This window comes from Polyangium fumosum, from assembly GCF_005144585.1.
Taxonomy (GTDB): domain Bacteria; phylum Myxococcota_A; class Polyangia; order Polyangiales; family Polyangiaceae; genus Polyangium; species Polyangium fumosum.
In genome coordinates, this window is the sequence record NZ_SSMQ01000006.1 from 250,942 (window position 1) to 276,566 (window position 25,625).

At 69.8% G+C, this 25,625-nt stretch carries 18 protein-coding genes; 6 read left to right on the forward strand and 12 right to left on the reverse strand.

The window, feature by feature from the left end; translation table 11 throughout:
* Positions 1-156 precede the first annotated feature (156 nt).
* Positions 157-3,633, forward strand: a complete 3,477-nt coding sequence (locus E8A74_RS08525) for an Npt1/Npt2 family nucleotide transporter (RefSeq protein ID WP_136928440.1) — start codon at positions 157-159, stop codon at positions 3,631-3,633.
* Between the two features lie 4 nt (positions 3,634-3,637).
* On the opposite strand, the gene E8A74_RS08530 is transcribed toward E8A74_RS08525, so the two are convergent.
* Together E8A74_RS08530 and E8A74_RS08535 are read right to left on the reverse strand one after the other, a co-directional pair.
* Positions 3,638-5,344, reverse strand: coding sequence for a tetratricopeptide repeat protein (locus E8A74_RS08530; RefSeq protein WP_136928441.1), 1,707 nt, complete (start codon positions 5,342-5,344; stop codon positions 3,638-3,640).
* 2 nt (positions 5,345-5,346) lie between these two features.
* On the reverse strand, positions 5,347-6,918 hold the full coding sequence (locus E8A74_RS08535; protein WP_136928442.1) for a thrombospondin type 3 repeat-containing protein: 1,572 nt from the start codon (positions 6,916-6,918) through the stop codon (positions 5,347-5,349).
* A 238-nt stretch (positions 6,919-7,156) separates the two neighbouring features.
* Between E8A74_RS08535 and E8A74_RS08540 the strand changes: the two genes are divergently transcribed.
* Complete coding sequence (locus E8A74_RS08540) at positions 7,157-8,554, forward strand: DUF6600 domain-containing protein (protein ID WP_136928443.1); 1,398 nt, start codon at positions 7,157-7,159, stop codon at positions 8,552-8,554.
* A 52-nt stretch (positions 8,555-8,606) separates the two neighbouring features.
* Positions 8,607-9,215, forward strand: a complete 609-nt coding sequence (locus E8A74_RS08545) for a hypothetical protein (protein ID WP_136928444.1) — start codon at positions 8,607-8,609, stop codon at positions 9,213-9,215.
* Positions 9,216-9,280: 65 nt separating this feature from the next.
* Here E8A74_RS08545 and E8A74_RS08550 read toward each other — a convergent pair whose 3' ends face one another.
* The 6 genes from E8A74_RS08550 to E8A74_RS08575 form a co-directional block, all read right to left on the reverse strand.
* Positions 9,281-10,891: a M16 family metallopeptidase gene (locus tag E8A74_RS08550; RefSeq protein ID WP_136928445.1), complete on the reverse strand. Its 1,611-nt coding sequence runs from the start codon at positions 10,889-10,891 to the stop codon at positions 9,281-9,283.
* Entirely contained in the window at positions 10,888-12,300 is a 1,413-nt protein-coding gene (locus E8A74_RS08555) for a M16 family metallopeptidase (protein WP_136928446.1), read from the reverse strand. The genes E8A74_RS08550 and E8A74_RS08555 overlap by 4 nt, the downstream gene beginning before the upstream one ends.
* A 71-nt stretch (positions 12,301-12,371) precedes the next feature.
* A complete protein-coding gene (locus tag E8A74_RS08560; RefSeq protein ID WP_136928447.1) occupies positions 12,372-13,547 on the reverse strand; it encodes a TFIIB-type zinc ribbon-containing protein in 1,176 nt (391 codons plus the stop codon).
* Between the two features lie 67 nt (positions 13,548-13,614).
* Complete coding sequence (locus tag E8A74_RS08565; RefSeq protein ID WP_136928448.1) at positions 13,615-14,979, reverse strand: cation:proton antiporter; 1,365 nt, start codon at positions 14,977-14,979, stop codon at positions 13,615-13,617.
* On the reverse strand, positions 14,976-16,304 hold the full coding sequence (locus E8A74_RS08570) for a cation:proton antiporter (RefSeq protein ID WP_170228965.1): 1,329 nt from the start codon (positions 16,302-16,304) through the stop codon (positions 14,976-14,978). Before E8A74_RS08570 ends, E8A74_RS08565 begins: the two co-directional genes overlap by 4 nt.
* Positions 16,305-16,453: 149 nt before the next feature.
* Positions 16,454-18,577 carry a hypothetical protein gene (locus tag E8A74_RS08575; RefSeq protein ID WP_136928450.1) on the reverse strand — a complete coding sequence of 708 codons (2,124 nt, stop codon included), beginning with the start codon at positions 18,575-18,577 and terminating at the stop codon, positions 16,454-16,456.
* 410 nt (positions 18,578-18,987) lie between these two features.
* On the opposite strand from E8A74_RS08575, the gene E8A74_RS08580 reads away from it, so the two are divergent.
* Genes E8A74_RS08580 through E8A74_RS08590 form a run of 3 tightly spaced genes read left to right on the forward strand, consistent with a single transcriptional unit; the run spans position 18,988 to position 22,237 of the window.
* Entirely contained in the window at positions 18,988-20,325 is a 1,338-nt protein-coding gene (locus E8A74_RS08580; RefSeq protein WP_136928451.1) for an HD domain-containing protein, read from the forward strand.
* The gene (locus E8A74_RS08585) at positions 20,322-20,981 is read left to right on the forward strand and encodes a hypothetical protein (RefSeq protein WP_136928452.1); all 660 of its coding nucleotides are present in this window, start codon (positions 20,322-20,324) and stop codon (positions 20,979-20,981) included. The genes E8A74_RS08580 and E8A74_RS08585 overlap by 4 nt, the downstream gene beginning before the upstream one ends.
* Positions 20,978-22,237 (forward strand): DUF4147 domain-containing protein, encoded by a 1,260-nt coding sequence (locus tag E8A74_RS08590; RefSeq protein WP_136928453.1) that lies wholly within the window; start codon positions 20,978-20,980, stop codon positions 22,235-22,237. The genes E8A74_RS08585 and E8A74_RS08590 overlap by 4 nt, the downstream gene beginning before the upstream one ends.
* Positions 22,238-22,248: 11 nt before the next feature.
* Here E8A74_RS08590 and E8A74_RS08595 read toward each other — a convergent pair whose 3' ends face one another.
* The 4 genes from E8A74_RS08595 to E8A74_RS08610 all read right to left on the reverse strand — a co-directional run bounded on the left by E8A74_RS08595 (position 22,249) and on the right by E8A74_RS08610 (position 25,312).
* Entirely contained in the window at positions 22,249-23,202 is a 954-nt protein-coding gene (locus tag E8A74_RS08595) for a hypothetical protein (RefSeq protein ID WP_136928454.1), read from the reverse strand.
* 89 nt (positions 23,203-23,291) lie between these two features.
* Positions 23,292-23,882 (reverse strand): ExbD/TolR family protein, encoded by a 591-nt coding sequence (locus E8A74_RS08600; protein WP_232379443.1) that lies wholly within the window; start codon positions 23,880-23,882, stop codon positions 23,292-23,294.
* A gap of 16 nt (positions 23,883-23,898) precedes the next feature.
* The gene (locus E8A74_RS08605; protein ID WP_136928455.1) at positions 23,899-24,456 is read right to left on the reverse strand and encodes a biopolymer transporter ExbD; all 558 of its coding nucleotides are present in this window, start codon (positions 24,454-24,456) and stop codon (positions 23,899-23,901) included.
* 193 nt (positions 24,457-24,649) lie between these two features.
* Positions 24,650-25,312 (reverse strand): MotA/TolQ/ExbB proton channel family protein, encoded by a 663-nt coding sequence (locus E8A74_RS08610; RefSeq protein ID WP_136928456.1) that lies wholly within the window; start codon positions 25,310-25,312, stop codon positions 24,650-24,652.
* Between the last annotated feature and the right edge of the window lie 313 nt (positions 25,313-25,625).

The window sequence follows — 25,625 nt, forward strand, 5'->3', positions numbered from 1 at the left end:
GTCCTGAAAAACGTATCCGCGGCCGCTGCGGTCTAGGCCTGGCCGTCCACGACACGAGCGGGCGGGCTCGGGCGCCTCCCGACATTCGGAGCCGGGCGCCCACCATGGCCTACCAAGGCGACCGTCTCGCTACGGTATACTACCCTTTCACGCCACGTGGCCGACCCCCCCGCCCCGACCGCATCGACGTCCTTGCCGAACGACGGCCCGAACCCGGGGACCGTCGCGACGAACCGGGACAAGGCGCGCCACGCAGCCGCGTCGTCGCTCCTCGGCATCGCCCTCAACCGCGCCGAGATCGAGCGCGTCGCGCTCCTGTCGACGTTGCTCTTCCTGTCCGCGCTGCTGCTCGTCGTCGGCCGCACTGCGCGGGACGCGCTCTTCCTGACGCGTTTTCCCGTCACGTGGATCGCGCCGATGTGGATGGCGTACGGCGTGGTCTCGGCCGTCGTGGCCTTCGGCTACGAGCGCGGGCTCCGGAAGCTGCCGCGCGCGCGCTTTGGCGCGGTGTTCGCGATCGGCGCGGCCGCGAGTTACGTCCTGCTCCGCGTGCTCATCGGCGAGGACATCGGCGCCGCGTATCTGATCTTCGCGATCTGGGCCGACGTCATCGCGAACCTGACCGGCATGCTCGCCTGGAGCATCGCGCAGGACCTCTACGACGCGCGCAGCGCCCGGCGCATCTTCGGGCTGATCGGCGCCGGGCACATCGCGGGCACGGTCGTCTCGGGCCTCGGGGCCGGCGCGATCGCGCCGATCATCGGCGCGGAGAACCTCATCTTCGTGCTCGTCGCGGCGCTGCTCGGCGTGGCGCTCCTCTGCCGCATCACCGCGCGAAGGCACGGCACGGCCTCGCGGAGCCGCGCCGATGATCGAGCGAGCGCGCAGCAGCAGGAACAAACGCCCCTCTTGAACTCGCGCTACGTCGGCGCCCTCGCCGTGACGATCCTGGTCGTCTACACGATCCTCACGGTCGGCGATTACCAGTTCAAGGCGATCGCCCGCACGTCGTACCCGGACCGCGACTCGCTCGCGCGGTTCATGGGCACGTTTTACGGCGCGATCGGGATGATCGGGCTCTTCGTCCAGCTCGTCGTCACGCCCCGGATGCTCGATCGCGCGGGCGTGCTCGGAGGCGCGGCGACGATGCCCGTCGCGTTCGTCGCGAGCACGGTCTTGCTCCTCGCCTTCCCCTCGATGCCGCTCGCGGCGGTGCTCAAGGCGAGCGACAACGCGCTGCAGTTCTCGATCTTCGACGTGACGCTGCAGATCCTGTTCTTCCCCTTCCCCGCGGCGCTCCGGGATCGGGTGCGGACGCTGGCGTCCGCGATCATGAAGCCCCTCGGCTGCGGCGTCGGCGCGGCGCTCTTGCTCGCGTTCAGCCCCTCGGCGAGCGAGGCGCAGCCGGGAGCTTCGCTCATCACGGCCGCGGCGAAGCTCGGGTACGTGACGCTCCCGCTGGGCCTCACGATCCTGCCGCTCCTGCTCGTCGTGCGGCGCGGCTACGTGGAGGCGATGCAGGGGACGCTGCTCCGCGGCAAGCTCACGCCGGAGATGCCCCAGCGCGGCGGAAGGGCCGTGGCCGCGCTGGCCGGGGCGCTGTCGAGCCTCGACGCGCCGCAGGTGCTCTTCGCCCTCGATCGGCTGCGGCAGCTCGATCCGGCGCGCGTCCGCGAGGCGCTGCCCGCGCTCACGCGGCACGTCTCGGCGCGCGTGCGGGCCGCGGCGCTCCGGACGTCACGCGCGGTGGGGCACCCCGAGGCCGCGGCGCTGGCCCGCGAGCGGCTCGAGGATTCCGATCCCGAGGTCCGAGGCATCGCAGTGGAGCTGCTCGCCAACGCGCTCGGCGAGGACGCGCATGAAGAGCTCTGCGCGCTCGCGACGCGAGGAGGCGACGACGCCGTGCGGGCCGCGTCGATCGCGGCGCTGCTCCGGCACGGCGGGCTCGGCGGCATGCTGGAAGGCGCGCCGAGGCTCCGGGATCTGCTCGACAGCGAGGACCCGGCCGAGCGCGTGACGGCGGCACGCGTGCTCGGTTTGGTAGGACAACCGCAGCTCGAACGGGCCGTCGCGCGGCTGCTCTCCGACACCGACCCGGCCGTGCGGAAGGCCGCGCTCTCGGCCTCCGCGACGGTGGCCGCGCCGAAGCTCCTGCCGCTCCTCGAAGGCTCGCTCGCCGATCACACGCTGGGGAAGGCCGCGTCGAACGCGATCGTGGCGCTCGGCGATCGCGCCATCCCGCGGCTCGTGACGACGCTCTCGGATCCGAACGCGAACGAGGTCGTGCGGCTCGCGATCCCCCGTCTTCTGTCACGGATCGGCACGAGCGCCGCGCTCGCCGCGCTGCTCGATCGGGTGGACGAGCCGGACGATCGGGTGCGGCAGAAGGTGCTCGCGTCGGCCTCGCGGCTGCGCCTCGCGCTCGGCGCGCCGCCTGCGCCGCTCGAGCCGATCCGCGAGCGCATCGAGCGAGAGGCGCACGCCCACGAGCGCGAGCGGGACGCCTACCTCCTCGTGCGCCCGCGCCTCGCACGCCCGCTGCTCGACGCGCACGTCGAACGCCGCTTGCGCAAGGGCCTCATTCGGATCCTGCGCCTCTGCGAGCTCGTCTACCCGCGCGACGTCGTGGCCGGCGTGCGGACGCACGTCTTCGGCAAGGATCGTTCGCTCCGGGCGAACGCCTTCGAGGTGCTCGAATCGCTGCTCGATCGCCGGCGCGGCGCGCGGCTCGTCGCGTTGTTCGAGCGCTACCTCGAGCTCGCCGACGGGCTGCCGCGCGGCGGCGCGCATCCGAGCACGGACGACGTCGTGACCTTCGTGCGGTCCGAGCTCCAGTCGAACGACCCTTACCGCGCCGCGCTCGTGCTTGAAGCGGTCGCGGTGCACCGGATCGAGGCGTGCGCGAAGGACGTGATCCTCGCGCTCGACGCGCCCGATCCGCTCGTGCGCGAGGCCGCGGCGATCGCGGTGGTCGAGACGCGGGCTGCAGGCGCGGAGGAAAAACTCCAGGCCCTCGTGAAGGATCCGGATCGGGTCGTCGCGCGGTGGGCTGCGTACTGGGCGAGGACGGGGCGAAGCGCGATCGAGGCGGGAGACGGCATGTACACGACGATCGAAAAAGTGCTCTTTTTGCAGCGTGTCCCGATCCTCTCGAAGATCTCGGGCGAGGAGCTCGTCGGGCTCGCGCGGACCTCGGAGGTCCTCGGCCTGCCGCGTGGCGAGGTGATCTTCCGGCAAGGGGACTCCGGCGCCGCGCTCTACTTCATCATCTCGGGCTCGGTCAGCTTGCGCGTCGAGGGCAAGGAAGTCGTGCGGCTCGGGGCGAACGAGGTCTTCGGCGAGACATCGATCATCGATCGCGAGCCCCGCGCGGCGACCGCGGTGAGCCTCGAACCCGTGGAGCTCCTGCGCGTATCGGGCGAGGACTTCAGCGCCGCGGTGCACGACACGGCCGAGATCGCGATGGGCGTCTTGCGCGTGGTGAGCGTGCGTCTGCGCGAGGCCGATCGCCGGCTCTCGATGGCGGAGGCCGAGCTCGCGCGGCTGCGCAGGGCCTCGAGCCCGACGGACGAGACGCCGCAGCCCGAGGGCGACGCGGGCGCGACGCGACGGAGCTGGGACGACGACGAGTGAGGTGTCAGGGGCGCTGCGGAGATCGCAGATCCGCCTCGATTTGACGGAGCAACGCGGCCTCGCGGGTTCGGTTCGGGTGACGCTCGACGAAGGGCGCGAGGGTCGCCCGCGCCGCGTCGAGCTGGCCCTGGCGCGCCTGGAAGACCGCGAGGTTGAAGACGGCCTTCGTCGAGTCGGGATCAAGCTCGACGGCCTTGCGGAACTGCTCCTCGGCCTCGCGCGCGCGACCCACGTCGAGCAGCGCCACGCCGAGCTGCGCGTGCGGCTCGGACCACGTCGGCAGGATCTCGGAGGCACGCTCGAACGGCCGGATCGACGCGGCCGACTTGCCCTCGTTGAGCAGCGCCGAGCCGTAGTTGTGATGCGCCCGCGCCGACCTCGGTACGACCTCGATCGCCGCCTCGAACAGCGTCCGCTCGTTCTTCCAGTCCGCAGCGCGGCTCCACGCGAGGGCCAGGTTGCCGAGCATCACGGGCGCGAGCACGAGCACGAACGAGCGCACGTGCGCCGGATTCACCTTCGGGGGTTTCTGCGCCGCGCGTTTCTTGCCCTTCCCTGCGGAGGCCGCGGGCACCACGAGCGCACCGGGCGTTCGCTCCAGCATCCACTCGGCGAGCCGCGCGATCCCGAGCGCAAACCCCGCGGCCGGCACGTACAGCAGCCGCTCGGCGAAGATCGTCGGGAGCACGAAGGGCAACTGGCTCACGACGATCCACGGAACAAGCACCATCACGGCGGCGAGCGCGAGCAAGGGCTCCCGCCGGCGCAGGCGGATCGCCAGGGCGACGAGGCCCACGAGCGCGAGCGCGGACGCGAAGACGGGCAGGACAAACGGGCTGTGCTCCGGGAGAATCGCGGCGTACGAGTAGTCCGCTGACAAACCCACGGGCAGGACGATCTTGCCGAGCGCCATGCCGAACAGCCGCAGCGACGTCCAGATCCGCGGCCCCCATCCCTCGGCGAGCAGCGGGTTTGCTTGAAGCTCACGCGCGACCGCGGCGAGCGGCGACGCGAAGGCCAGGCTTCGCACCACGATCACCACGCCCGCCGCGGCGACGAGAGAACCGTACCGCGCTGAAAGGAGCCGCGGCGCGCGCCCCGGCGGCGAGAGGATCCGATCCGCGAGAAATAGGAACAGCGGAAAGACGATCGCCGATTCCTTGGATGCGAGCGCCCCCGCGAACGCGAGCGCCGCGCCGATCACGCTTCGAGGCGTTTCCGCCTCGTCCGCGCGTCCCGCGACGAACCACGCGAGCCAGCAAAATCCAGCCGCCATCACGTCCGCGCGCCCCACGAGCCCCACCACCGCCTCCGTGTGGATCCCGAGCACGCCGAACACCATCGCCGCGACGACGGCGAACGTGGTCCGCCCCGTGTGCCGCGCGAGCGCGAGCGCGAGCACCACCGACGTCGCCGCGTGCAACACGAGGTTCGTCTCGTGAAACCCGCCCGTGACGTGTTTGTTCAGCCAGAACGACAGCACCACGAGCGGGCGCCACGTCCCCGGCCCCTCGCCCGGCGGCCGCCCCCAAAAGTCCGTGCTGAAGAGCGCCCCGAGATCGAGGTCGCCCTGCACGACCGGGTTCTCCTGGATCGCCCCGCGATCGTCGAAGACGAAGTTCGCGCCAAGCGCACGCGCGTGTCCGAAGAAAGCAGCCGCCGCGACGAGCGCGAGCGCGCCACGGGACAACGCTGCTTTGGCTCGGGTCATGGTTACTTGATGATGCGCGCCTGCACCGTGCCCGCACGCAGGTCGTCGCGCAGGACGAGCTCGTAACGGTTCGAGTCGAGGCTGCCCGACCGCAGGACGAAGATGATCGCCTGCGCCCGCCGATCGCTCAGATCCGCGCTCACGCCCTTCGTGCCGAGCGAGACGCTGACCTGCTCGATCTTCGGGTTCGCGCGCATCGTCGCCGCGATCTCCTCGAGCGCCGCCTGCCCCTCGGGCGTGAGCTGATCGCCCGTGCTGAACTTGATCGGCGGTTTGATCTCGAACGATTCACCCTTGAGCCGCGCGTACTTGGGGCAGCCCTCGGGCGCGGGACCCGGCTCGGTCGGGCACTTGTCCACGGGCTCCGGGAGCTGATCGTTGTCGACGTCGGGACAACCGTTCGCCTCGGCGCTCGCGTGTTTGACGCCCGGGCTCTGCGGGCAAGCGTCCTCTTCGTCGCGGATGCCGTCGCCGTCCTTGTCGGTCGACGGGCAACCACGCTCCTTCGGATCCGCGTTGTCGGGTCCGGCCGCGTCGGGGCAGGCGTCTTCGGCGTCGGGGATCTTGTCGAGGTCGCGATCCGACGGTCCCTTCGGCGCCATCGGCTTGGGTTTGCCGCCGCCGACGTACGCGAGGCTCAGGACCCCGCGGAAGCCCGGCGCGCCCGCGGCGCCGCCAAACCCCGGCCCGCCGCTCAAGCCGACCTGCATCCCGCCGAACGCCATGCGCACCGACGCGAGCGGCTCGATCTGCAGGTCGATCGAGCTCGGCGGATCCTTGCCCTCCTCCACGGACGCGTGCGTCTGGTTGAACATCGCGAAGCTCGGCTCGAGCCCGACCCACAGGAACGACGCGGCCCGGAGCTGCGCGGCGCAAGCGAGCGCGATCCGCTCCCCGTCTGAGCCGGCCACGTCGATGAAGAACAAGGGCGAGACGAAGGCCGTGCACCCCCATCGGAACGAGCCCTTCTCGCTCGCGACGCCGAGATCGACCTCAGCACGAAGCCTCTTGTCCGAGAGGAACGACGCCGTCGATCCGACCGGCGCCCAGAACCTTGCACCTGCAACGAACGTGAACGCCTTCGTATCGACGGGACGGAAATGCAGACCCGCGCGGAGATCACCGACGCCGAACGTCTCGGGCTGACGGATGATGACGCCGTACCTGTCGAGCGACTCTTGGAGGTCGCCGTTCAGGAAGAGCCCGACGGGGAGCGCGAGATCAACCGTGAGCCAGGGCAGCGGCGTGATCGAGCCGCCGACGTGCGCGAGAAGTGCGTTCTGGACCGGCGTCGCCGCGATGGTTTCGCCGCCTTGCCCGTCGATCGTGACGGCCTTGAGCAGCCCCATGCCGTAGTCGAACGACAGGCCGAACGCGAACTCGATGGTGTTCGTGCCCTTCTCGTGAGGCCCGAGCGCACGGAGGAAGGGGCTCTCCGGCGAGGCCGGCTGGAGCTGGTCGATGCGGATGCCCTCGTCGAGACGGGCCTTGTTTACCTGGGCCGAAGAGGAGCCCGCGAGGGAAAAGCCCGTCGCAAACGCGAAGAGCCCTGCCCATCCTTGCCGTGCACGCACGGGGCCACCTTACATGCACTGCCGGGCCCGTTGGAACTGGGACCTGCATCCCATCGAAGATCCCGCGCAATCCGGTTCGCGTCCCGACCCCGGGGGCGCATCTCGCGCCGGGATCACGAGGCGCGGAAACGATCCGGGCCCTGGCCCGTCCAAGGGATCACGGCGCGGAACGACGCTTGCAAGACCGTAGCGACGAGCGCTTCCGCTCTGGCAACTGCTTCGACGAGGTCCCATCATCATGAACGCCATGCGCTTTGCCGAGACGTCGCCCCGCACCGATCGACCCGCGCCCCGGCCCGCCTTGCCAGGGCGTCGCTTCACTTCCCTCGCGCTGTCGCTCCTCGCGGCCGCACTTTCGTTCACACCTCTGGCTGTCCAAGCGGATACACCCGCGGGCCTGCCGCAGGGCTGGACGAGCGACGCGCCCGAGGAGGCCGCAGCCCCGAACACCGACCGCTTTCAGCCCACGCAAGCCGTGGACGCGCAAGTCAGCGTGACGGTGTCGGGTGACGAATACGTCGACACGGATCCCGCCGCGCTCAGCGATTTCCGCGAGCCACTCGCGGCCTACGGCACGTGGGTGGACGATTCCACGTACGGCACGGTCTGGGTGCCGAGCGCCACCGTCGTCGGCGCTGACTTCGCGCCGTATCAGACGGCCGGCCGCTGGGAGCTCGACACCGACAGCAACTGGATGTGGGTCAGCGATTACGACTGGGGCTACATCCCGTTCCATTACGGTCGCTGGACCTGGATCGGCGGCCGCGGCTGGGGCTGGATCCCGGGCCGCGTGTATGCGCCCGCGTGGGTCACGTGGCGCATGACGGATTATGGGTACGTCGGCTGGGCTCCGATGGCGCCGTCCTGGTACTGGTTCGGCGGCTCCGCGGTGAACGTGTGGGTGACGCCGTCGTCCGCGTTCGTGTTCTGCCCGTCGAGTTACGTGTTCCACCGCCACGTGCACACGTACGTCGTGCGGGATCGCGACATCGTCCGCCGCATCGGCGCGCATTCGCGGCCGTATCGCCCGGCCCAACCCACGGCGGGCGGAGGCGGCGCGCACGCGCGTTCGTCGTATCGCCCGGCTTCGCCCTCGCTCGCCGAGGCGAAGATCCCGTCCGGTGCCGCCCCGGAAAAACGCTCGGCGCCCGACGCGCGCGCGGCCGCTTATTCGCGTCGCAGCACGACCGCACAAGCGAAGGCGATGCCGGCGCCGTCGCGCGGGCTCGTCGCTTCGCCGTCCGTTTCCAGGGCCCAGGGCGGGCATGCCGAGGGTCGCGGCGTGCACGTCGATCGCAGCCCGCGCGGCGACGTCAGCCCGCGTGAGCCGCGCGGCGGCCGCGGCGAGGTCTCCACGCCGAGCGCCTCGCCGTCGCGCCCCGCGGTTTCGCCTTCGAGGCCGGCCGTCTCCTCGCCGAAGCCCTCGCGGCCCGCGACCGAGTCGCGTCCCTCGACGGAATCGCGTCCGTCGGCCTCGCCGTCGCGGCCTTCGACGTCGCCCTCGCGGCCTTCGGTTTCGCCCTCGCGCCCGTCGGTTTCGCCCTCGCGGCCTTCGGTCTCGCCGTCTCGCTCGTCCTCGCCGTCTCGCTCGTCCTCGCCGTCTCGCTCGTCCTCGCCGTCTCGGCGAGGGCGGTAGCTCGCGGAGCTTGGCTCGCCTCTTGCGAAACCCCCGAACAGGAGCACGTCCGATGCCTTCTTTTCTACGCAACGTGAAGCTTGGTTCACTGACGGTGTGGCCGGCGGTTCTCGGGCTCGTCGCCTGTGTCGGCCTGGGGAGCAGCACGACGGGATGCATCATCGTCGACGACGACGATGACGAGACGGTGATCATCGACGATGGCCGGCCCCCGGAGCAGCCGATGGAGATGAGCATCGAGACCGATGTTCAGCTCGACGCGGTCCCGGGCGACGGCGTGGGGGTGTTCGTCGAGTACTACTCGAGCGGCGTGTACCGGATCTGGACGACCTGCGACACGAACTATTCCGGCGTGGTTTGCCCGATGGACATCTTCATGTCGGTCGACACGAGCTCGACGATCGACGCCGTCACGACCGACGATCTCGAAGGCGCCGATCACGTGAACATCCGCGAGGCTCAGGGGACGGTCGACATGCACGTCGATACGGGCGTGGACATCGACGCCATCGAGATCAGCACGACGCCCGGCGCGATCCTCCGCCTCGAGGTCCTCATCGACAACGTCCCGCAGCCGCGCTTCGTGTACTGGTACGGCAACGGCGTCCTGCACGACGGCGCCCCGACGAGCCCGGTCGACTTCGTCCCGACCGTGCCGTGAACGAAAAAGGCCCGGCCGACGCTCTGTCGACCGGGCCTTTGGGTTTCCCCGCCTCGCGCCTTCTCCTACTTGCCCTTCTTCACGCCGGGTTTGTCCGCAGGCTTCGCCGCCGGTTTGTCTGCAGGCTTCGCCTCGGGCTTCGCGGCGGCATTCGCCGGCTTGCCCTCCGGATCCCATGACTCGGGCTCGCCGAGGCCAAGCGTCGCGAGCTGCGGCCCGACAGCCTCGCGCGGGCCCACGACGATCACCGTCGCAGAGGTCGGATCCACGTGCGACTTCGCGAGCGCCGTGACCTCCGCGAGCGTCGCGCTCTGTCGTGCGCGGGTCGCCTCGCTGTCGTGACCGGGCGGGAGCCCGAGCCGCGCCAGCGTCGCGAGCCTGCGCGCCGTGCCGCTCACGGTCTCGTAGGTCTGCATGAGGTCGGCTCGATCCTGCGCCTTCGCCTTGTCCAGCTCCTCCGCCGTCGGCCCCGAAGACGCCATCTTCGAAAGCTCGCTCAGCATCTCCTTCAGCGCGACGCCGGTCGCGGGCGTCTCGACCGAGGCGATGGCCCAGAACCCGCCCTTGTTGCGGCTCTCCTGGAACGTCGAACCTGCGCCGTACGCCCAATGATGCTCCTCGCGCAGGTTCATATTGAGGCGCGACGTGAACGAGCCGCCGAGCGCCGTGTTGATGAGCTCGAGCCGCGGGAGCACGGGATCACTCGCGGCCACGCCGTCCCGCACGACCGCGATGACGGACTGCGGCGCGCCGGGTCGATCGACAAGCACGAGCTTTGGGCGCGCCGAGGCTGCGCGCGGCCCTGGGAACTCCTTCGGCGCGGCCTTCGCGGGCGGCGCTTTCCAGGCGCCGAGCTGCGCGTCGACGATGTCCGTCACCTCCTTGCGGGAGATGTCGCCGGCCACGACGAGCACCGCGCGATCGGGGCGGAAGCTCTCCTTGTAGAAGCTCTTCACGGCCTTCAGATCGAGCTTCGCCGCCGCTTCGAGCGAGCCGTCTGCGGGGTGGCCGTAGGGCGTCTCCGGGCCGAAGAGCACCGCGGCGTTGATCACGCGCGAGACGCTCATCGGCTCGTCGGACCGCTTCTTCAGGTTGTTCTGCCAGAGCTCCGAGACGCGCTTCCACTCCTTCGCGTCGAAGTGCGGCCGCGCGACGACGTCCGAGAAGATGCCGAACGCCGCGTTGAAGTTGTTCTTCAACACGGTGAGCGAGAGGACGCTCGCGTCGGCGCTCGTGCCGAGCGCGAGCGTCGCGCCGAGATCGTGGATGCCGCTCGACACCTCGACGGCGCTGCGCTTGCCGGCGCCCTCGTCGAGCATGTCGGTCGTGATGTGCATCAGGCCGGGCAGGTTCGCCGGATCGGCCGAGGACCCGCCGCGCACGACGAGCACTGCCGACACGAGCGGCAAGCCGTGCTTCTCGACCAGCCACACCGAGAGGCCGTTCTTGGTCGTGAACGTCTCGACGGCGGGAGGTGTGAACGGACGGCTTGCCGGGAGCTCCGGCTTGGGGCCGAGAAGGTCCACCGCGGGCGGCGTGGGCTTCGCCTCGGCGACGGGCGGGGTCGATTCCTTCTTCGTCGGATCGACCGGCTGGACCTGGGGCTCGGCGCCGCACGCGGCGAGGGCCGTGAGCGCGACGAGCGAAAGGAAGGCCGACGTCTTGGCAAACCTCACGGGGCACCTCCGGCAGGCTTCTTCTCGGGCTCGACGCGGATGATCACACGGCCGTTCAGGTCGAGGGTGCTCTTCGCGGTCCGCTGGAGCGACTCCGGCGTGACCCCGCGGTAGCGGGCGAGATCCTTCTCGGCGAAGCCCGGATCCCCGACGTACGTCTCGTACTGGTTCAGCATCGAGGCGCGCGCGGTGACCGACTGCAGGCGCGAGACGAAGCCCGTCTCGTACTGGTTCTTCGCCCGCACGATCTCCGCCTGGCTCGCGGCCTCGCTCGTGATCTTCGTGAGCTCCTTGTCGATCGCGGCTTCGAGCTGTTCGAGGGTCACGCCCGGACGCGCGATGGCCTCGACGACGAAGTATGAGCCGAGATCACCGGACGCTTGGTACGCCGACACTTCCTGCGCGACGGGGTTGTCGTAGACGAGCGCCTTGTAGAGCCGGCTCGCCTTGCCGTCTGTGAGGATCACGCTGAGCAGGTCGAGCTCCGCGTCGCCGGGCGCGTACCGCGCGGGGCTGTGCCAGGCCATCACGACCTTGCCGAGCTCCACCTTGTCCGTGAGCGTCTCGCGCACGACCTTGTCGAGCTTGACGGGCTTCGCCTGCGGCGCCGCGGGCAAGGGTGATGACGGGATCGAGCCGAACCACTTCTCGAGGATCGGCTTGATCTCGGCCGGCGAGAAATCACCCGCGACGACGAGCGAGGCGTTGTTTGGGACGTACCAGCGCTTGAAGAAGCCCTTCACGTCGTCCACCGTCGCGGCCTGCAGGTCCTCGTGCGAGCCGATCACGGGGTGGTGGTAGGGATGATCCGCGGGGAAGAGCAGCTCGGGGAGGCGCAGCTCGACCTTGCCGTAAGGCTCGTTCTCCGTGCGCTGCCGCCGCTCGTTGCGCACGACCTCGCGCTGCACGTCGAGCTTCTCCTTCGTCATCTCATCGGCGAGCGAGGAGAAGCGATCGGCTTCGAGCCAGAGCAAGAGCTTCAGCGTGTGCGCGGGGCCGACGTCGAAGTAGTCCGTGCGGTCCTCGCTCGTCCACGCGTTGTTCCAGCCGCCCTCGGACTCCATCCACGTGTCGAACATCTTGGGTGGTGCGCGGCGCGTGCCCATGAACATGAGGTGTTCGAAGAGATGCGCGAAGCCCGTGCGCTTCGGCTCCTCGAAGCGCGAGCCCACCTTCACCATCGTGTTCACCACGACAAGCGGCAGCGCGTGATCCTCGTGCAGGATCACGGTGAGGCCGTTCGACAGCTTGTACTTCTCGAACGGGACTTTGATCTCGGCCTTCTGCTCGGCGTGAGCGGTCGCGACGAACGCGGACAGGGCGAGCGGCGCGGTGAACGCGAGCGCGGAGGCGAGGAGCGCCGCGGCTCGCACGCGGCGCCATCGAAGAGGAGGACGGATCGATCGCATGGCCGGAGAGCGTGCCCCTTTGGCCCGCGATTGCAAGCGGCGAGCGTGGCCGAAGGTGCGGAGAGAAGAACCTAACGACCGCTTCGCGAAGGGGCCTTCGCGGGCAAGCTCGCGGGCGTGCGCGTGTCCGACGACGAGGAGCCCTTCGACTTCTGGCCATTCACGACGACGGCGATGCCCGCGACGACGGCGATCAGGAACAGGACGAAGAAGAAGATCTTCCAGAACGAATACGGCGCCTTCCCGATCACCTCGCCGGTCTGTCCGTTCACGAGGAACTGGTAGGGCTTGTCCTGGTACCGATAGGCCGCGATCCACACGGGCAAGAGCACGTGCTTGAAGGTCACGCGCGAGAAGTGGTTGTCGACGTGCAGGTTGCGTTGCTCGTCCCCCGGGACGTCGCTCCGGCAGCGGCTCCACTGGGTCGAGCCCATGATCGTTTGCCCCGTGTCCCACGCGGGCATGAGATCGATCGCGTAAGATTCGGCGCGCCAGCCAGCGAGGAACTCGGGGCGATAGGGCGTGAGCTCGCCGGTGTTGAAGGTGCGGAAGCTGTCTCCGAGGTTCTCGGGCAGGCCCTTCGAGGCGCACACGATCACGTCGTCGAAGGTGTCGGTGCGACGGCCACGCGCGGACTCCCAGCGCGTCTTCTGCACCTGCCGCGTTTGCCGGTTGCCCTGCTCGTCCGTATATGTTTCGGTCTCGTAATAATGGTAGCCGGCCTCGGCGGTCCACGACGAGTCCACGCGCGCGTCGAACGTCCAGTACGGGACGTACACGCCGGCAAACCCCTCGACCTTGGCCATCTTCTTGAGGTCGTTCGGGCGGAACCAGAGCGAGCCGATCCACTCGTCGAAGCGATGATTCGCGCTGTTCTTGTCGACCTTGAAAGGCACGACGGACTCGGGGCGGATCGCCGTGCCCGCGGACTGCTGCGCGAGGACCTGGTGCGATCGACAGAAGGTGCACGTCGCGGTCTGCTCGCCGGGCGGGACGTTGACGGTCGCGCCGCACTCGCGGCAGCTCACCTGCGCGACCGGCGTGCCGTACCCACGCGCGGCGAGGCGCATGCCCTCTTCGATCGGGATCTCACGGACGTGGCCCCCGCCCGCCTGGGGAACGGCCTGCTGGAAGCCGCAATAAGGGCACTTCATGGCCTGCGTGCCCGCGTCGTAGCCGAGCTTCGCGCCACACTGGCCGCACGGGAACGTGTCGCCCGAAGGGCCCGGATCGAATGCGCTCGTCACCCTCTTGTCCTCCAGCTCCGATGTTACAAGGAAGCTCGCTGCAAAGGCCACGCGCGCGAACCGCGCGTCACGTGGCCTCGACGTCAGCCTCGGGCGTGGGGGCGTGCGAGGGGAGATCGAGGAGGCTGCCTTCGCGCTTCTTGCCGATCTCGCCGGCGCGCGCGAGGGCCATGCGGAAGAGGACGGGACCGATCATCTCGTTGATGACGATCGTGCCGAGGATGAGCGTCGCCGCACCCTGGCCCCAGGGCTTGAACGAGCTCGCGACGAGGTTCGCGAGGCCGATGGCGACGCCGGCCTGCGGGAACATGCCGAAGGGAACGCGGGCCGCGACCGCGGGCTCGACCTTCGCCACGCGAGCGCCGAAGCGCGCGCCGACGAAGATGCCCGCCGCGCGGGTGAGCGCTGCCACGGCCGCATAGGGCGCGACCGAGAAGAAGGCGTGCAGGTGCACCTCGGCGCCGACGACCGCGAAAAAGACGGCGAACGTGGGCATCGCCGCGACCTCGGTCTCGTGGATGACCTCGTGGCCGCTGACAGGGCTGATGTTCTCGAGGAAGAGGCCGGCCGAGAGGCCGACGAGCAGCGGGTCGAGGTGCAGCGCACCGCCGATCTCGGCGACAACGAAGAGGACGGCGAAGACGAAGAGGCCGATGCGCTGGCCGACGCGGCGAATGTAGAGCGCCGCGACGAGCCCGACGCCGATGCCCGTCGCGATGGAGCCGAAGATGTGCACCGCGAGCGCGCCGAAGATCGAGCTCTGGCCCGCGCCGCTCGCCGTCGCGGGGAACACGGCGTGCGCCACGGACTCGGTGAAGGAGAAGGCCACGACGACCGCGAGATCCGCGAGGACCACGATCGAGAGGCACATCTCGCTGAGCGGACCGGTCGCGCGCGTCTCCTTGAGGATGCCCATCACGACGGCGGGCGAGAGCGCGCAGAGCACAGTGGAGCAGATGAGCGCGACCGCGAGGCGCTGCGCCGAGGTCATGTCCGCGGTGAACTCGATACGCCCGAGGACGAACGCGAAGAGCCCGAAGAGCAGGATGAACTCGGTGAGCAGGCCGAAGATCGAAACAAGGCCGATGCTGCGGATCTTCGGGCGGAGGCGCGCGAAGTTGAGCTCGCATCCAGCGTTCAACGCGATGAGCCCAACCGCGACCTTCTTCACGAGCGTGAGGTCGCCGAGCATCGACGGCGTGATGAGACGGAGGACCTCGGGGCCAAAGAGCGCGCCGCAGAGGATGAAGCCCGTGAGGTGCGGCAGCCGGAGGTCGTGGAAGATGTGCCCCGTCTGCATCGCCGCGATCAGCAGAAAGCCGAACGCGAACGCCGCACCCGAGCCCGTGATCGTGGCATCTGCGGGCAAGAAGGATCGCGCAGCAAAGGAGATGCCGGCGACGAGCGCGAGGACGATCGCCGCGCGGATCACGCGCTTCCCTCCGGCGTCGTCGGCGTCGTCGAGAGGACAGGCGCCGCGTCGGCCTGCGGCTTCGGCGGATCCGGCGGCAGCACGCGCGTGGGGGGAATCGGCGTGAGATCCACGCCGACGCGCCGGCGCCGCCATTCGAGGATCCGCACCACGACCTCGGTGAGCACGCCGCCGATGATGACGGCGTTGATGACCCATCGAACACGCTCGAGTCCGTACCCGTGGTACAGGGTCGCCGCGCTGACCATGAGGACGATGGAGCTCGGGCTCTGCGGCGCGAGCGCGAGCGCCAGCATGCCCGCGCTCGGCAGCTCCTTCGGCCCCACGCGCTTCGACCAGATCGCGCCGAGACGTTTGCCCGCGACGCGTGCGAGGACGAACGCCGTCGCGAGGAGCCAGCCCTGCCATTCGAGCGGCCGCCATGTCGCGCCGACGACGAGGAGGAAGATCAGGTAGATCGGGCGCTCGACGTCGAGCAGCGTCTTCTTCAAGCCTTCGAGATCACGGATCGGGAGGTTCGCGAGCAGGGCGCCCGCGATCGCGCAGACGACGGGGACGCTCAGCGCGAGGTACCCGGCGACGCCCGCCGAGAGCGCCACCGCGCCGAGCAAGAGCGTGAGCTCCTCGGCCGCGTTGTGCGCGCCGCGCAGGAGGACGTACGTCACGATGCCGAGCACGCCGCCGAGGCCGAGCGTCAGGAGCAACCACGCCGATGACGGCAAGACCCAGCGCGTCGTGTCGTTCTCCGGACGGAAGAGGATCGCGATGACGCCGAGGAGCGCGAGGCCCGTGACCTCGTCGAGGCTCGTGACCTCGTCGATCATGCGCGCGGCCTTGCGACCGACGCGGCGCTCCCAGATCTCCATGCTGATCGGCGCGCTCGGAGCCGCGCAGGCCGCGAGCACGAGCGCATCCCGCGCGAAGGCGTTCCGCTCCCAAGGCACGCCCATGCCGAGCAGCGCCATGGCGCAGAGGCCCGCGGTCGTGAGCATGGGGACGACGGACTCGAGGACGATGACGGGGCCGAGCGACGCCGGCAGCGCGTCGAGCTTGCGCACGTCGAAGTGCAAGCCCACGACAAACCCGACCCAGCCGAGGCCGAACTCGAACGCGGGCTTGAGGTCGAGGAGGACCTGGGGCGTCAGAATTCCCACGCTGTCGAGCGAGAAGATCGCGCCCATCGCGAGGAACGGCACGCCCGCGGAGATGAGGACGGTGACGCCGAAGCGCTGCTCGAGCGCCTTCACCTTCGGCTGCGCGAGCAGCACGGCCAGCCCGAGCGCGACCGCGAGGCCGACGACGACGCGGAGCCGATCGGGAGGCATCACTCCGCGAGTATCGGCCAAGATCGGCGGCTTGGCCTGCGGAAAACGCGCCAAAACGCGCATGCGTTCCGCACGTCGGAGGGCCGCGCCTCACGGCCGCACACGCATTTCCGCGCCCACGTCGAAACGCGGGCGTCTGGGCTCTTTCGTCAGGATCGGGTCGTGCGCGGGGCCGGCGTCCGTGATCGACCGCGGCTCGTCGAAGGCGCGCGCGGCGGCGCCTCCTGGCTCGAAGGCATGGGCGTGACCGAGCGGGCGCGCAGGAGGTTCCCGTCGCACTCGACCTCGACGCCGAGCGCGCGACACCGACGCACGAGGCGCTCGAGATCGACGTCGGGCGCGAGGAGCAAGCCGGACGGCGGAGACGGATCGATGAAAAGCTCGGAGGCGGGGCGCCGCGTGCGCAAAAGCTCGCGGATCTCCGCGTCTTCCACCCACAGAAAGCCCGCGGCGGGGACGAAGCTCGCGCGGCCAATCACCACGCTCGCCTGGATGAGCATCTGCGAGATGCCCTCGGGGAGCTTCGCGACGGCCTCGATCCGCGTGCGAAGCGCGTCGCTCTCGAGCCCGGCGGAGAGGGCGCGCGCGATCGACGAGGGCGCGAGGAGGAGATCGACCTTGTCGCCGATGCGCGTGATCTCGGCGAACGGGACGAGCGCGAGCACGTGCGCGACGCGCGCCGAGGGGGCGATCTGGAGGATCTGCGTCTCAACGAAATGGCTCGGGGCCGCGTCGAAGCTCGGCGGGGTGCCCGCGAGCATGGCGCGGCCGCGCGGCGTGAGGCGCAAGGCAGGGCCGTCGTCGAGGTCGTCGCCGCCGAGGTCGAGGATGCCGAGCGCCGGCAAGGATTCGAGCGCGATGCGGCGCGTGATTTCGAGGACCTCGGGCGCTTCGTTGGAGGTGCGATCACCCCAGCGGCGCAAGAGGCGCTCGACGCCGCCGATGCGATCGTCCGCGGCGAGGTAGCCGCGGAGCGAGGCCCACGGCACCCAGCGGCCCTCGCCGAGCTCTTGCAGCGCGTCGATGACCATCTCGCGGAGCGCGCCGATCGGGCTCGACTCACGGCCCTCGGAGGCGGCGCGCAACACCTCGCGCTCGGGGCGCGCTTCGTCCCAGGCGCCGCCGCGGCGCCACGTGTCGAAGAGGACGCGGCCGAGCTCGTGCACGGCGAGGGATCCCGGAGGCGTGGCCGGCGAGGCCGCGGAGGGCTCCCACAAACCGATGGCGCGCGAAACCGCGGCGGAGAGCGCGACCATCTCCACGTCGCGGCCGAAGCGCTGGGCGAGACGAACGAGGAGCGAACGAGGCGTGCCCACGCCGGGACGAACGTCGCTGCCCGGCTCGCGCACCGCGTACGCGAGGCCGAGCGCGAGCATGCCCGGATCGGGGGCGAAGCGGGCGCGGCGCGGGGCGTGATCTTCTTCGAGGACGAACGATCGGATCTGCGCGCGACGCGCCTCGCGGGCCTTGCGGCGCTCGGCGCCGACGATGGTCGAGATCTCGGTCGGGATGACGTGGCGGTTCGGGTGGATCGGGATCAGGAAGGCCCGACGTTCGAGCGCGAAGCCCGCGCCTCGCCGGCTGGCCGTGATGCCGGTGGCGCCGCGCAGGCGCATGGGCTCACGTTCGAGATCGAGCAGCTCCTGCGTGTCGACCTCGCCGCCGACGGCCTCGATGGCTTCGAGCAAGCGACGCTCGACCGGAGCGAGCCGCTCGACCTCGGACGCGAGGCGCGACGTGTCGCAGAGCGTCTCCCACGCGGCTTCGAGCGAGAGCGCAATCGGCGGCGTGGCCGGGCGGCCGAGGTAGTGCGCGGCCACGGCGCTGACGGTTTCGAACGACGCTTGCGAGAGGAGCGCGCGGAGGGCGCGCGGGTCCTCGCTCTCCCAGGACTTGAGCTGCACGAGGAACGCGGTTGGAAGGACGAGCTCGATGCCCTCGTCGATCTTGCGCGCATACACGACGCCACGCGCGACGAGCGGCTCGAGCCCCGCGGGCAACGTGGGCACGACGAGCGCGCCGCCGGCCTCGGCGATGCGGTGGAGCAGCTCGCGGCTCGACGCCTGCAGGCGCGACGGATCACGCACGTCGGGGATGCCGACGAGCGCGCGGGCGACCTGCGACGGCGCGTCGATGCGCTTCTGCGTATCGATGCGTATGCCGAGGCGGCGGATGAGCGCCGCGAGCTCGGAGTCCGGGAGCGCGCGGAGGATGTGATCGAGCCGGCGAGGCGATCCGCCTTCGGTCTCATCGGACGCGGGCTCGAGTTCCACGGCGCGCGAAGCGCGTTGTCCCTTCGAGGCACCGTGCGCAGGATCCAGAGCGGCTTCGCCGTGTCGTCCGCCGATGGAGGTCATGACATCACCGACATGGAAGGAGGGTTGTCGGACGCGTCGACTCGCTTCACGTCCAACGAACGACACTACACGACGAAGGGTGCACCGACATCCCCCAATCGGCGCAATTTCTGCGGTCTTCGCGCCACTTTCGTGCGCATCTCGAACGCATCGGGTCGCACGCGTGGAGGACCCGCATGGGCTCCGTTGCTACCACGGCTGGAATTCGACAGGGGTTTTACCGGGAATTTTTCGCGCGTGATCAACAGCGTCAGGGAACTCCCGATGCGCACGAGGAGATGCCGGATGGACGATGCGGGACTACGATGGATCCCTGGAGGACATGAGTGATCCTGCGTGACCCAGTGCATGGGCTCGTCGCGTTCGAAAGCGAAGAAGACTCGATCGTGTCGCGCCTCCTCGGCGCCAGAGAGATGCAACGGCTGCGGCGGATACGCCAGCTCGGGCTCACCTCGCTCGCGTACCCGGGCGCCGAGCACACGCGCTTCTCGCACGCGATCGGCGCCGCGCACGTGATGAAGCTCCTGCTCGCGCGTCTCCGGCAGATCGATCGAGAGCTTCCGTTCTGGCAACGCGTGACGAGCGAGCGCGCGCGCGACGCCATCGCGGCGGCGCTCCTGCACGACGTCGGACACGGGCCGCTCTCGCACCTGTTCGAAGCCGCGATGCCGGGCGCCGTGGAGCACGAGACGTGGACCGCGAGGATCCTCCTCGACCCAGCATGCGAGCTGCACCGGATCCTGGCCCAGGACGATCCGAGCCTGCCGCGCCGCGTGGCCGATCTCGTCGCAGGCAAGCACGAGCTGCCCTACCTCGCCCGCGCGGTGAGCGGCACCTTCGACGTCGACCGCTGCGACTACCTCCTGCGCGACGCTCACGCGACCGGCGTGCGCTACGGCGACTACGACCTGCCCTGGCTGCTCCGCAGCCTCCGCTTCAGCGAGCCGAGCGGACCCCCTGGTCACCACGCGCCCTCGCTCGCCATCGACGGGCAGAAGGGCATCGTCGCGATCGAGTCGTTCCTGCTCGCGCGCTACTTCATGTTCCAGCAGGTCTACTTCCACAAAGCCACGCGCGCGGCCGAGTGGATGATCGGCGCGATCCTGCGCCGCGCCCTCGCGCTCGTCGTGGATGGCACGCGCCTGCCCGTCCTGCCACCCGCGATCGCCGCCGTCGCCGCGGGGGACGTGCCCTCGCTCGATCAGTATCTCGAGCTCGACGACCAGGTCCTGCTCGGCGCCATCCACGCGTGGGAGGAAGCGAAAGACCCCACGCTGAGTGATCTCTGCCGGAGGCTCCGCACGCGCTCGCTGTTCAAGACGATCGAGCTCTCGCCCGAGGCGCACGCGGACGGCGAGGGTTTCACCGGCAGCACGTTCGGCGCGCTCGACGACGGGGCCCGCGAGAAGGCGCTCGCCGCCGCACGCGCGATCGCCTCGGAGCAGGGGCTCGATCCGGACCTGTACGTGGGCCTCGACGTCGCGACGGACACGCCGTATGCCGAAGACGACTCGCTGCACGTGGTCTTCCCGAGCGGCAAGCCCCGTCCCCCTTCGGAGGTTTCGTTCTTGCTCGATCGTCTGCGCAACGAGACGCTCACCCGCTGCCGGTTGATCTTCGCCCCGGAGCTGCGCGACGCGATGCGGGAGGCGTTCGTCCGTTGAGCCCCGCGCGCGGCTTGGGGACGCGCGGCGTGGGCCTCGCCGTGCTGCTCGTGCTCGGAAGCTCGGCCGCGACGGCGCAGGCCGATGACCATGGGCCCGACGGCGTCTACGGGCGCCTCGACGGCGACCTCGACGTGCGCATCGGCGCCGGCGCTGCGTTCGCGCGCGGAGGCCCCGCGCTCGCCGCACACGCGTCCCTCCTGTACGTGTCGTCCGCGGGCCTGTACGCGCACTACACCGACGCCCTCGGCACGGACGGCCCGACGGTCGCGCGATCGATCGCGACCGGCGTGGTGATCGAGCCGCTCTTCCTCGGCCGCTTCGCGACGAACCTGGAGCGCGGGCCCGCGCGCTTCGACCTCGGCCTCGACTCGTTCGCGCTCGGCCTCGGCGCCTTCTGGGAAGCCCCGCGCGGAGGCACGTTCAGCGCCGAGCCCGGGTTCGAGTTCTCCATCGGCCTCGGCTTCCCGTTTTTCGCGAGCGCCACGGGGCCGGTGCTCGGCGTGCGCGGCGCGCTCCGCGTCCGACCGGGCGCGTTCGCCAGCGCAGCGCCCTTCCACCTCATCGATCAGGGCGCGCTCCTCTCGGTCACGCTCACGTGGCGCCACATCGTGCCCGTTCACCTCGTGGACGTGACCGATCGGCTCGAACGATGATCGCCGCCGAGGCAGCCCTCCGGCGCGTCCTCGCCGAGGTCTTCCGAGAGAGCCTCGCCGTGCTCGACCCCGCCCGCCTCGTCGCGGAGGCCCTGCCCTCGCGGCCCCCCGAAGGCGCGCGTGTCCGTCTCTTCGCCGCGGGCAAAGCAGCGGCGGCGATGGCCCGGGGCGCCATCTCCCGCTGGGGCGAATGCATCGAGGCCACGCTCGTCGTGACCGTCGACGGCGCGCCGCTCGCCTTTCGCGGGCTCGATCTCCAGAGCGCGCCCGTCGTCCTCCGCGCCGCGCACCCGGTCCCCGATGAACGCAGCGTCGCGGCGGCCCACGCGGCGCTCGCGCACGTGCGTGGCCTCGGCCCCGCGGATCGTGTCCTCGCGTTGATCTCGGGCGGCAGTTCGGCGCTCCTCGTGTTGCCTCCGCCCGGGCTCGACCTCGACGACGAACGCCACGTCGTCCGCGCGCTCCTCGAAGGCGGCGCGCCGATCCACGACGTGAACCTCGTGCGCCGCCACCTCTCGCGCATCAGAGGCGGACGGCTCGCCGCGGCGGCCGCGCCTGCGTTCGTGGAGACGCTCGCGCTCTCCGACGTCGTCGGCGGCGCGCTGCACGACATCGGCTCCGGCCCCACGGTCCCTGATCCCACGACCGCCGCCGAGGCCCGCGCCGTGCTCGCCCGGTATGCCCCCGCCGACCTCGCCGCGCGCCTCGCGCCCCACCTCGACGACACCGAAACGCCGTTCCCCACGCGCACCGCGGCCCGCCTGCTCGCTGGCCCTGAGGACTTCGCCCGCGCCGCCGCCGCGAACCTCTCCGCGCGTGGTTTTTCCGTCCGGATCGAGCCCCCCGAAGGAGGCGACGCGCGCGCCGTGGTGGAAAAACGCCTCGCGCAGGCCGCGGCGCTCGACCCAGGAAACGCGATCGTCGTCGCGTGCGAGCCGACGCTCGTCCTACCGCCCGAGCGTGGACGCGGCGGACGTGCCGGCTGGGTCGCGCTTGCTGCCCTGCAAAGACTTCCTCCGGGCGTCGCGCTCCTCTGCGGCGCCTCCGACGGCACCGACGGAAGCTCCTCCGCCGCGGGCGCCGTCGTGAGCCTCGGCGCCGCGGGCGACTTCGATGCGGCGCGCATCGACGCGGCGCTCGCTGGCTACGAGGATGCCGCGATCCACCACGCCCTCGGCACGGCGATCGACACGGGCCCGACGGGGCAGAACCTCACGGATCTGCACATCCTGGCGCGGGTGTTTCCAGAAACCTGAGGCGGGGGGTCTTACGGCGCGGGAGGGACGACACCCGCCTGGGTATCGCCCATCGCGTCGCGGACGGCGTTTGCGAGGGCGCAGCTCAAGGCCTGACGCTGCTGGGCGTTCACGACGCGCTCGTCGAGCTGCGCGCCGGCCATCTTGAGCTCCACCTCGGGCGAACGGCGGACGCGGAGCACCAGCTTGTTGTCCGAGAGCCGCCAGATGCCGACGCGCGACGCGTGGGGCACGGCGCGCAACGCCTCGGACTTCGACACGCCCGCGGGGACCTGGAAGTTCGGCGGCGTCTCGTCGAGCACGACGGCGAAGTACTGCGCGCGGGCCAGGAGGTCGACCGCGATCGGGATGTCGTCCCGAACGGCGTCCTCGAAGAAACTCGTGAGCGCGCGCAGCCGGAGCTCGCCCGGTGCATCCTGCGCTTCCTTCACCCAGTCCTCGGACAGGATCCGAAGCGAGCGATACGCGACGCGCAGGTTGTAGGGTTGCGCGGGCGGCGCGCAGCGATCGAGCTCGTTGCAGATCTCGCCGAAGGCGCAATCGCGGGTGCGCTTGCACTCCTTGCCGGAGAGCTGGTTCTTGTTTTCCGCCGTGAACAGGCAGGCGGTGAACCCGTCGCGCAGCGAGTCGTTCGCGGCTTTGCGAATGGCCTCGGCGCTCGTGGCCTGGTCGGCGTCGAGGCGGAGGTAAATGCCGGGGTTGTCGCGGAAGCTCCAGGCCTTGAGGATCTCCGTCTCGACGACGTCCGATGCCGGTTCCTTCGCGAGGTCGACCGTCCAGCGCTCGATCCGGTCACGCAGGGGAAACCAGCGCGGACCGAGCTCGGCGACGACAGCGCGTTGTTTGGCGAGGACGCCGCTTCGTTCGCTCTCGAGGCGGCCTTGGGACCACTTCCACTGGATGATGACCGTGACGGCCATCACGAGGCCGATCCAGGCCCAAACTTTGGGGGCGGGCCACCGCATACGGCCCGCCCCGCGGTCCTGTTTGGACTGGACCAGCGAGGGCAGGCCGCGGGGTCGTTCATCCGCGCTGGGCGGCATGGGCTTGGCTTTCAGCCTCCCGACTTGGGAAGCTTGGCGACCATGAAGCTGACGTTCGGATAACCGGCGAACGCAGCGGTCTGGAAGACGCTCTTCACGACGATCGCGGGCACGTTCTGATCGACCTGGAGGATGCAGACGCCGGGGAACGGCTTGTTCGGCTGCACCTGCTTCCAGAGCTCGCGCTTGTTCTTCAACAGGTTGAAGAGCTCGTCGATCTTCTGCATGCGGCCGAGCTCCTCGATCGCGCGCGTCGAGCCGGCGAGCGTGCCGTCGACGAGGATCTGGTTGCCGTTCACGGCGACCATCGGCGCGTCGATGATGTCCTCGACGTTCTCGGCCTTCGGCAGCTTGACGTTCTTGTCGACCGTGATCTCACCGGACGCCGAGAAGGACATCAGGAGGAAGATGACGGTGGTGATCAAGAAGTCGATGAAGCTGACCAGGTTCAGCGCAGCGTTGCCGCTCCGCCTGCCGTGCCCCGCCACCTTGTTCCAGACGAACTTCAGCGGGATGTGGTGCATCAACCGCCGGCCAGGCTGGTGGATGACGTGGGCGTGCGGGTTGTGATGTTTCGCCGGAGGTTTGGCGTGGCCACCCATCTCAGGTCTCCCTTGCTCAGCGGACGGAGAACGTCATGTTGAAGACCGGCAGATCCTTGTCCCCCTCGGGGAGCTTCACCTTGCGCTTCGTCGCGTAAAGCGCGTCGAGCACCGCGACGACCTCCTTGAAGGGAGTGCGGTTGTCGGTGTGCATGATCGCCTGATCGAGCTTCTTGTCGCTCGGATCGCGATGGCTGCCGTTGCTGTTCCACTCGGCCTCGAGCTTCTTCGCGAGGTCCGGATACCGGATCACGGGGCTGTCATTCGGCGGCGGCTTGGGGACACGCACCTCGCTCACGACGGTCGCGCCCTGCTTCCACACGAGCGCGAAATCGCTCTCGCCGATGTGCAGATTCAGCACCTTCTCGGGCGTCTGCGGCGTGAGTTCCTTGTCGGGGTTCGGCGGCCCAGGCACCTGCGCGTCCGCGTTCATGCGCGAGTTCGTGACCCACACAGCCGTGATCAAGAGGAACGCGATCGTGCACATCAACAGGTCGATGAACGGGACCATGTTGATTTCCGCGTTCGTCGCTTTCTTTTTGCCGCCCTCGCTGCCTACGTCTACGCCACCCATGGGCTGCCTCCTGCGATGCTCGCTCTCGCGAGCGTACTGCGATGGGGACGCATGACGCGCCCCCTACACGCTACCGTTGCCCGCCCTCGCGGGCAGGGCATTGCCCTTTGTACGACAACGGATCTGGGTGAAAGTTTCTCCCGAGATCACGGCGGGGGCGGCGCGGGCGCTGGCGCCGCCCCGGAGGTGGATTTCAGGCAGCCGCCTGGCCCACGGCCGCGACGTTCACCTTCTGGCGGTTCGTCACGACGAGGTTCAGCACCATGACCGACGCCTCGTTGATGTCGTCCTCGAGGTGCTGCGTCTTGCCGTTGAGAATGGCGAAGCCGATGAGGGCAATGATGGCGACGGCGAGGCCGAACGCCGTGCAGTTCATGGCCTCCGAGATGCCTGCCGCGAGAACGCGCGCCTTCTGGCTCGGATCGATCGACTCACCGGAGACGGAGCCGAACGCCATGATCAGACCCGTCACGGTGCCGAGGAGGCCCGAGAGCATCGCGAGGTTCGCGAGGAGGCCGAGGTACGGCGTGTTCTTGCTGAGGCGCGGCAGCTCGCGAAGCGCGGCCTCGTCCATCGCAGCCTGAACCTCCTCGTCGGGGCGGTTCACCTTCACGAGGCCAGCCTGCACGATGCGGGCGAGCGGCGCGTTGGCGGCGGAGCACATCTTGACGGCCTTGGCCACGTCACCCGCGAGGATGCACTTCTGCATCGTGGCGAGGAAGACGTCCTTGTTGATCGACGCGCCGAACAGATAGATGGAGCGCTCCACGATGATGCCGATCGTCAGGATCGACCAGAACAAGATGGGCCACATGCCCCATCCACCTTCTTTGAAGTGCTCGTACGCTGCGTGCATTTGTCAGGTCCTCCAGCTTGCCTCGCGTCCGCTCGGGCCGAGGTGTCGCACTCTACATGAAAGCCATTCCGGATCGAATGCGGCAGTTACTGCGACGGTCTTCGTGCGATCGCGCTGGCCGTCGCGGCCTCGCGCCCCGCGCCCCGCTCGTTGCTCTCCGCGTGAATTCCGCTTCGTTGCATCGCTGGGGAGGGTACGACTTCGGCCAAGGCATCCAAGCGAACCAGGACGCTAGCCGAGCCGCGCGCCCCAACGCAAGTAGGGTGTTTGGCTTCGTTCCGTCTCGGGTGTCTTCGTCAGCGGCGATCCAGGA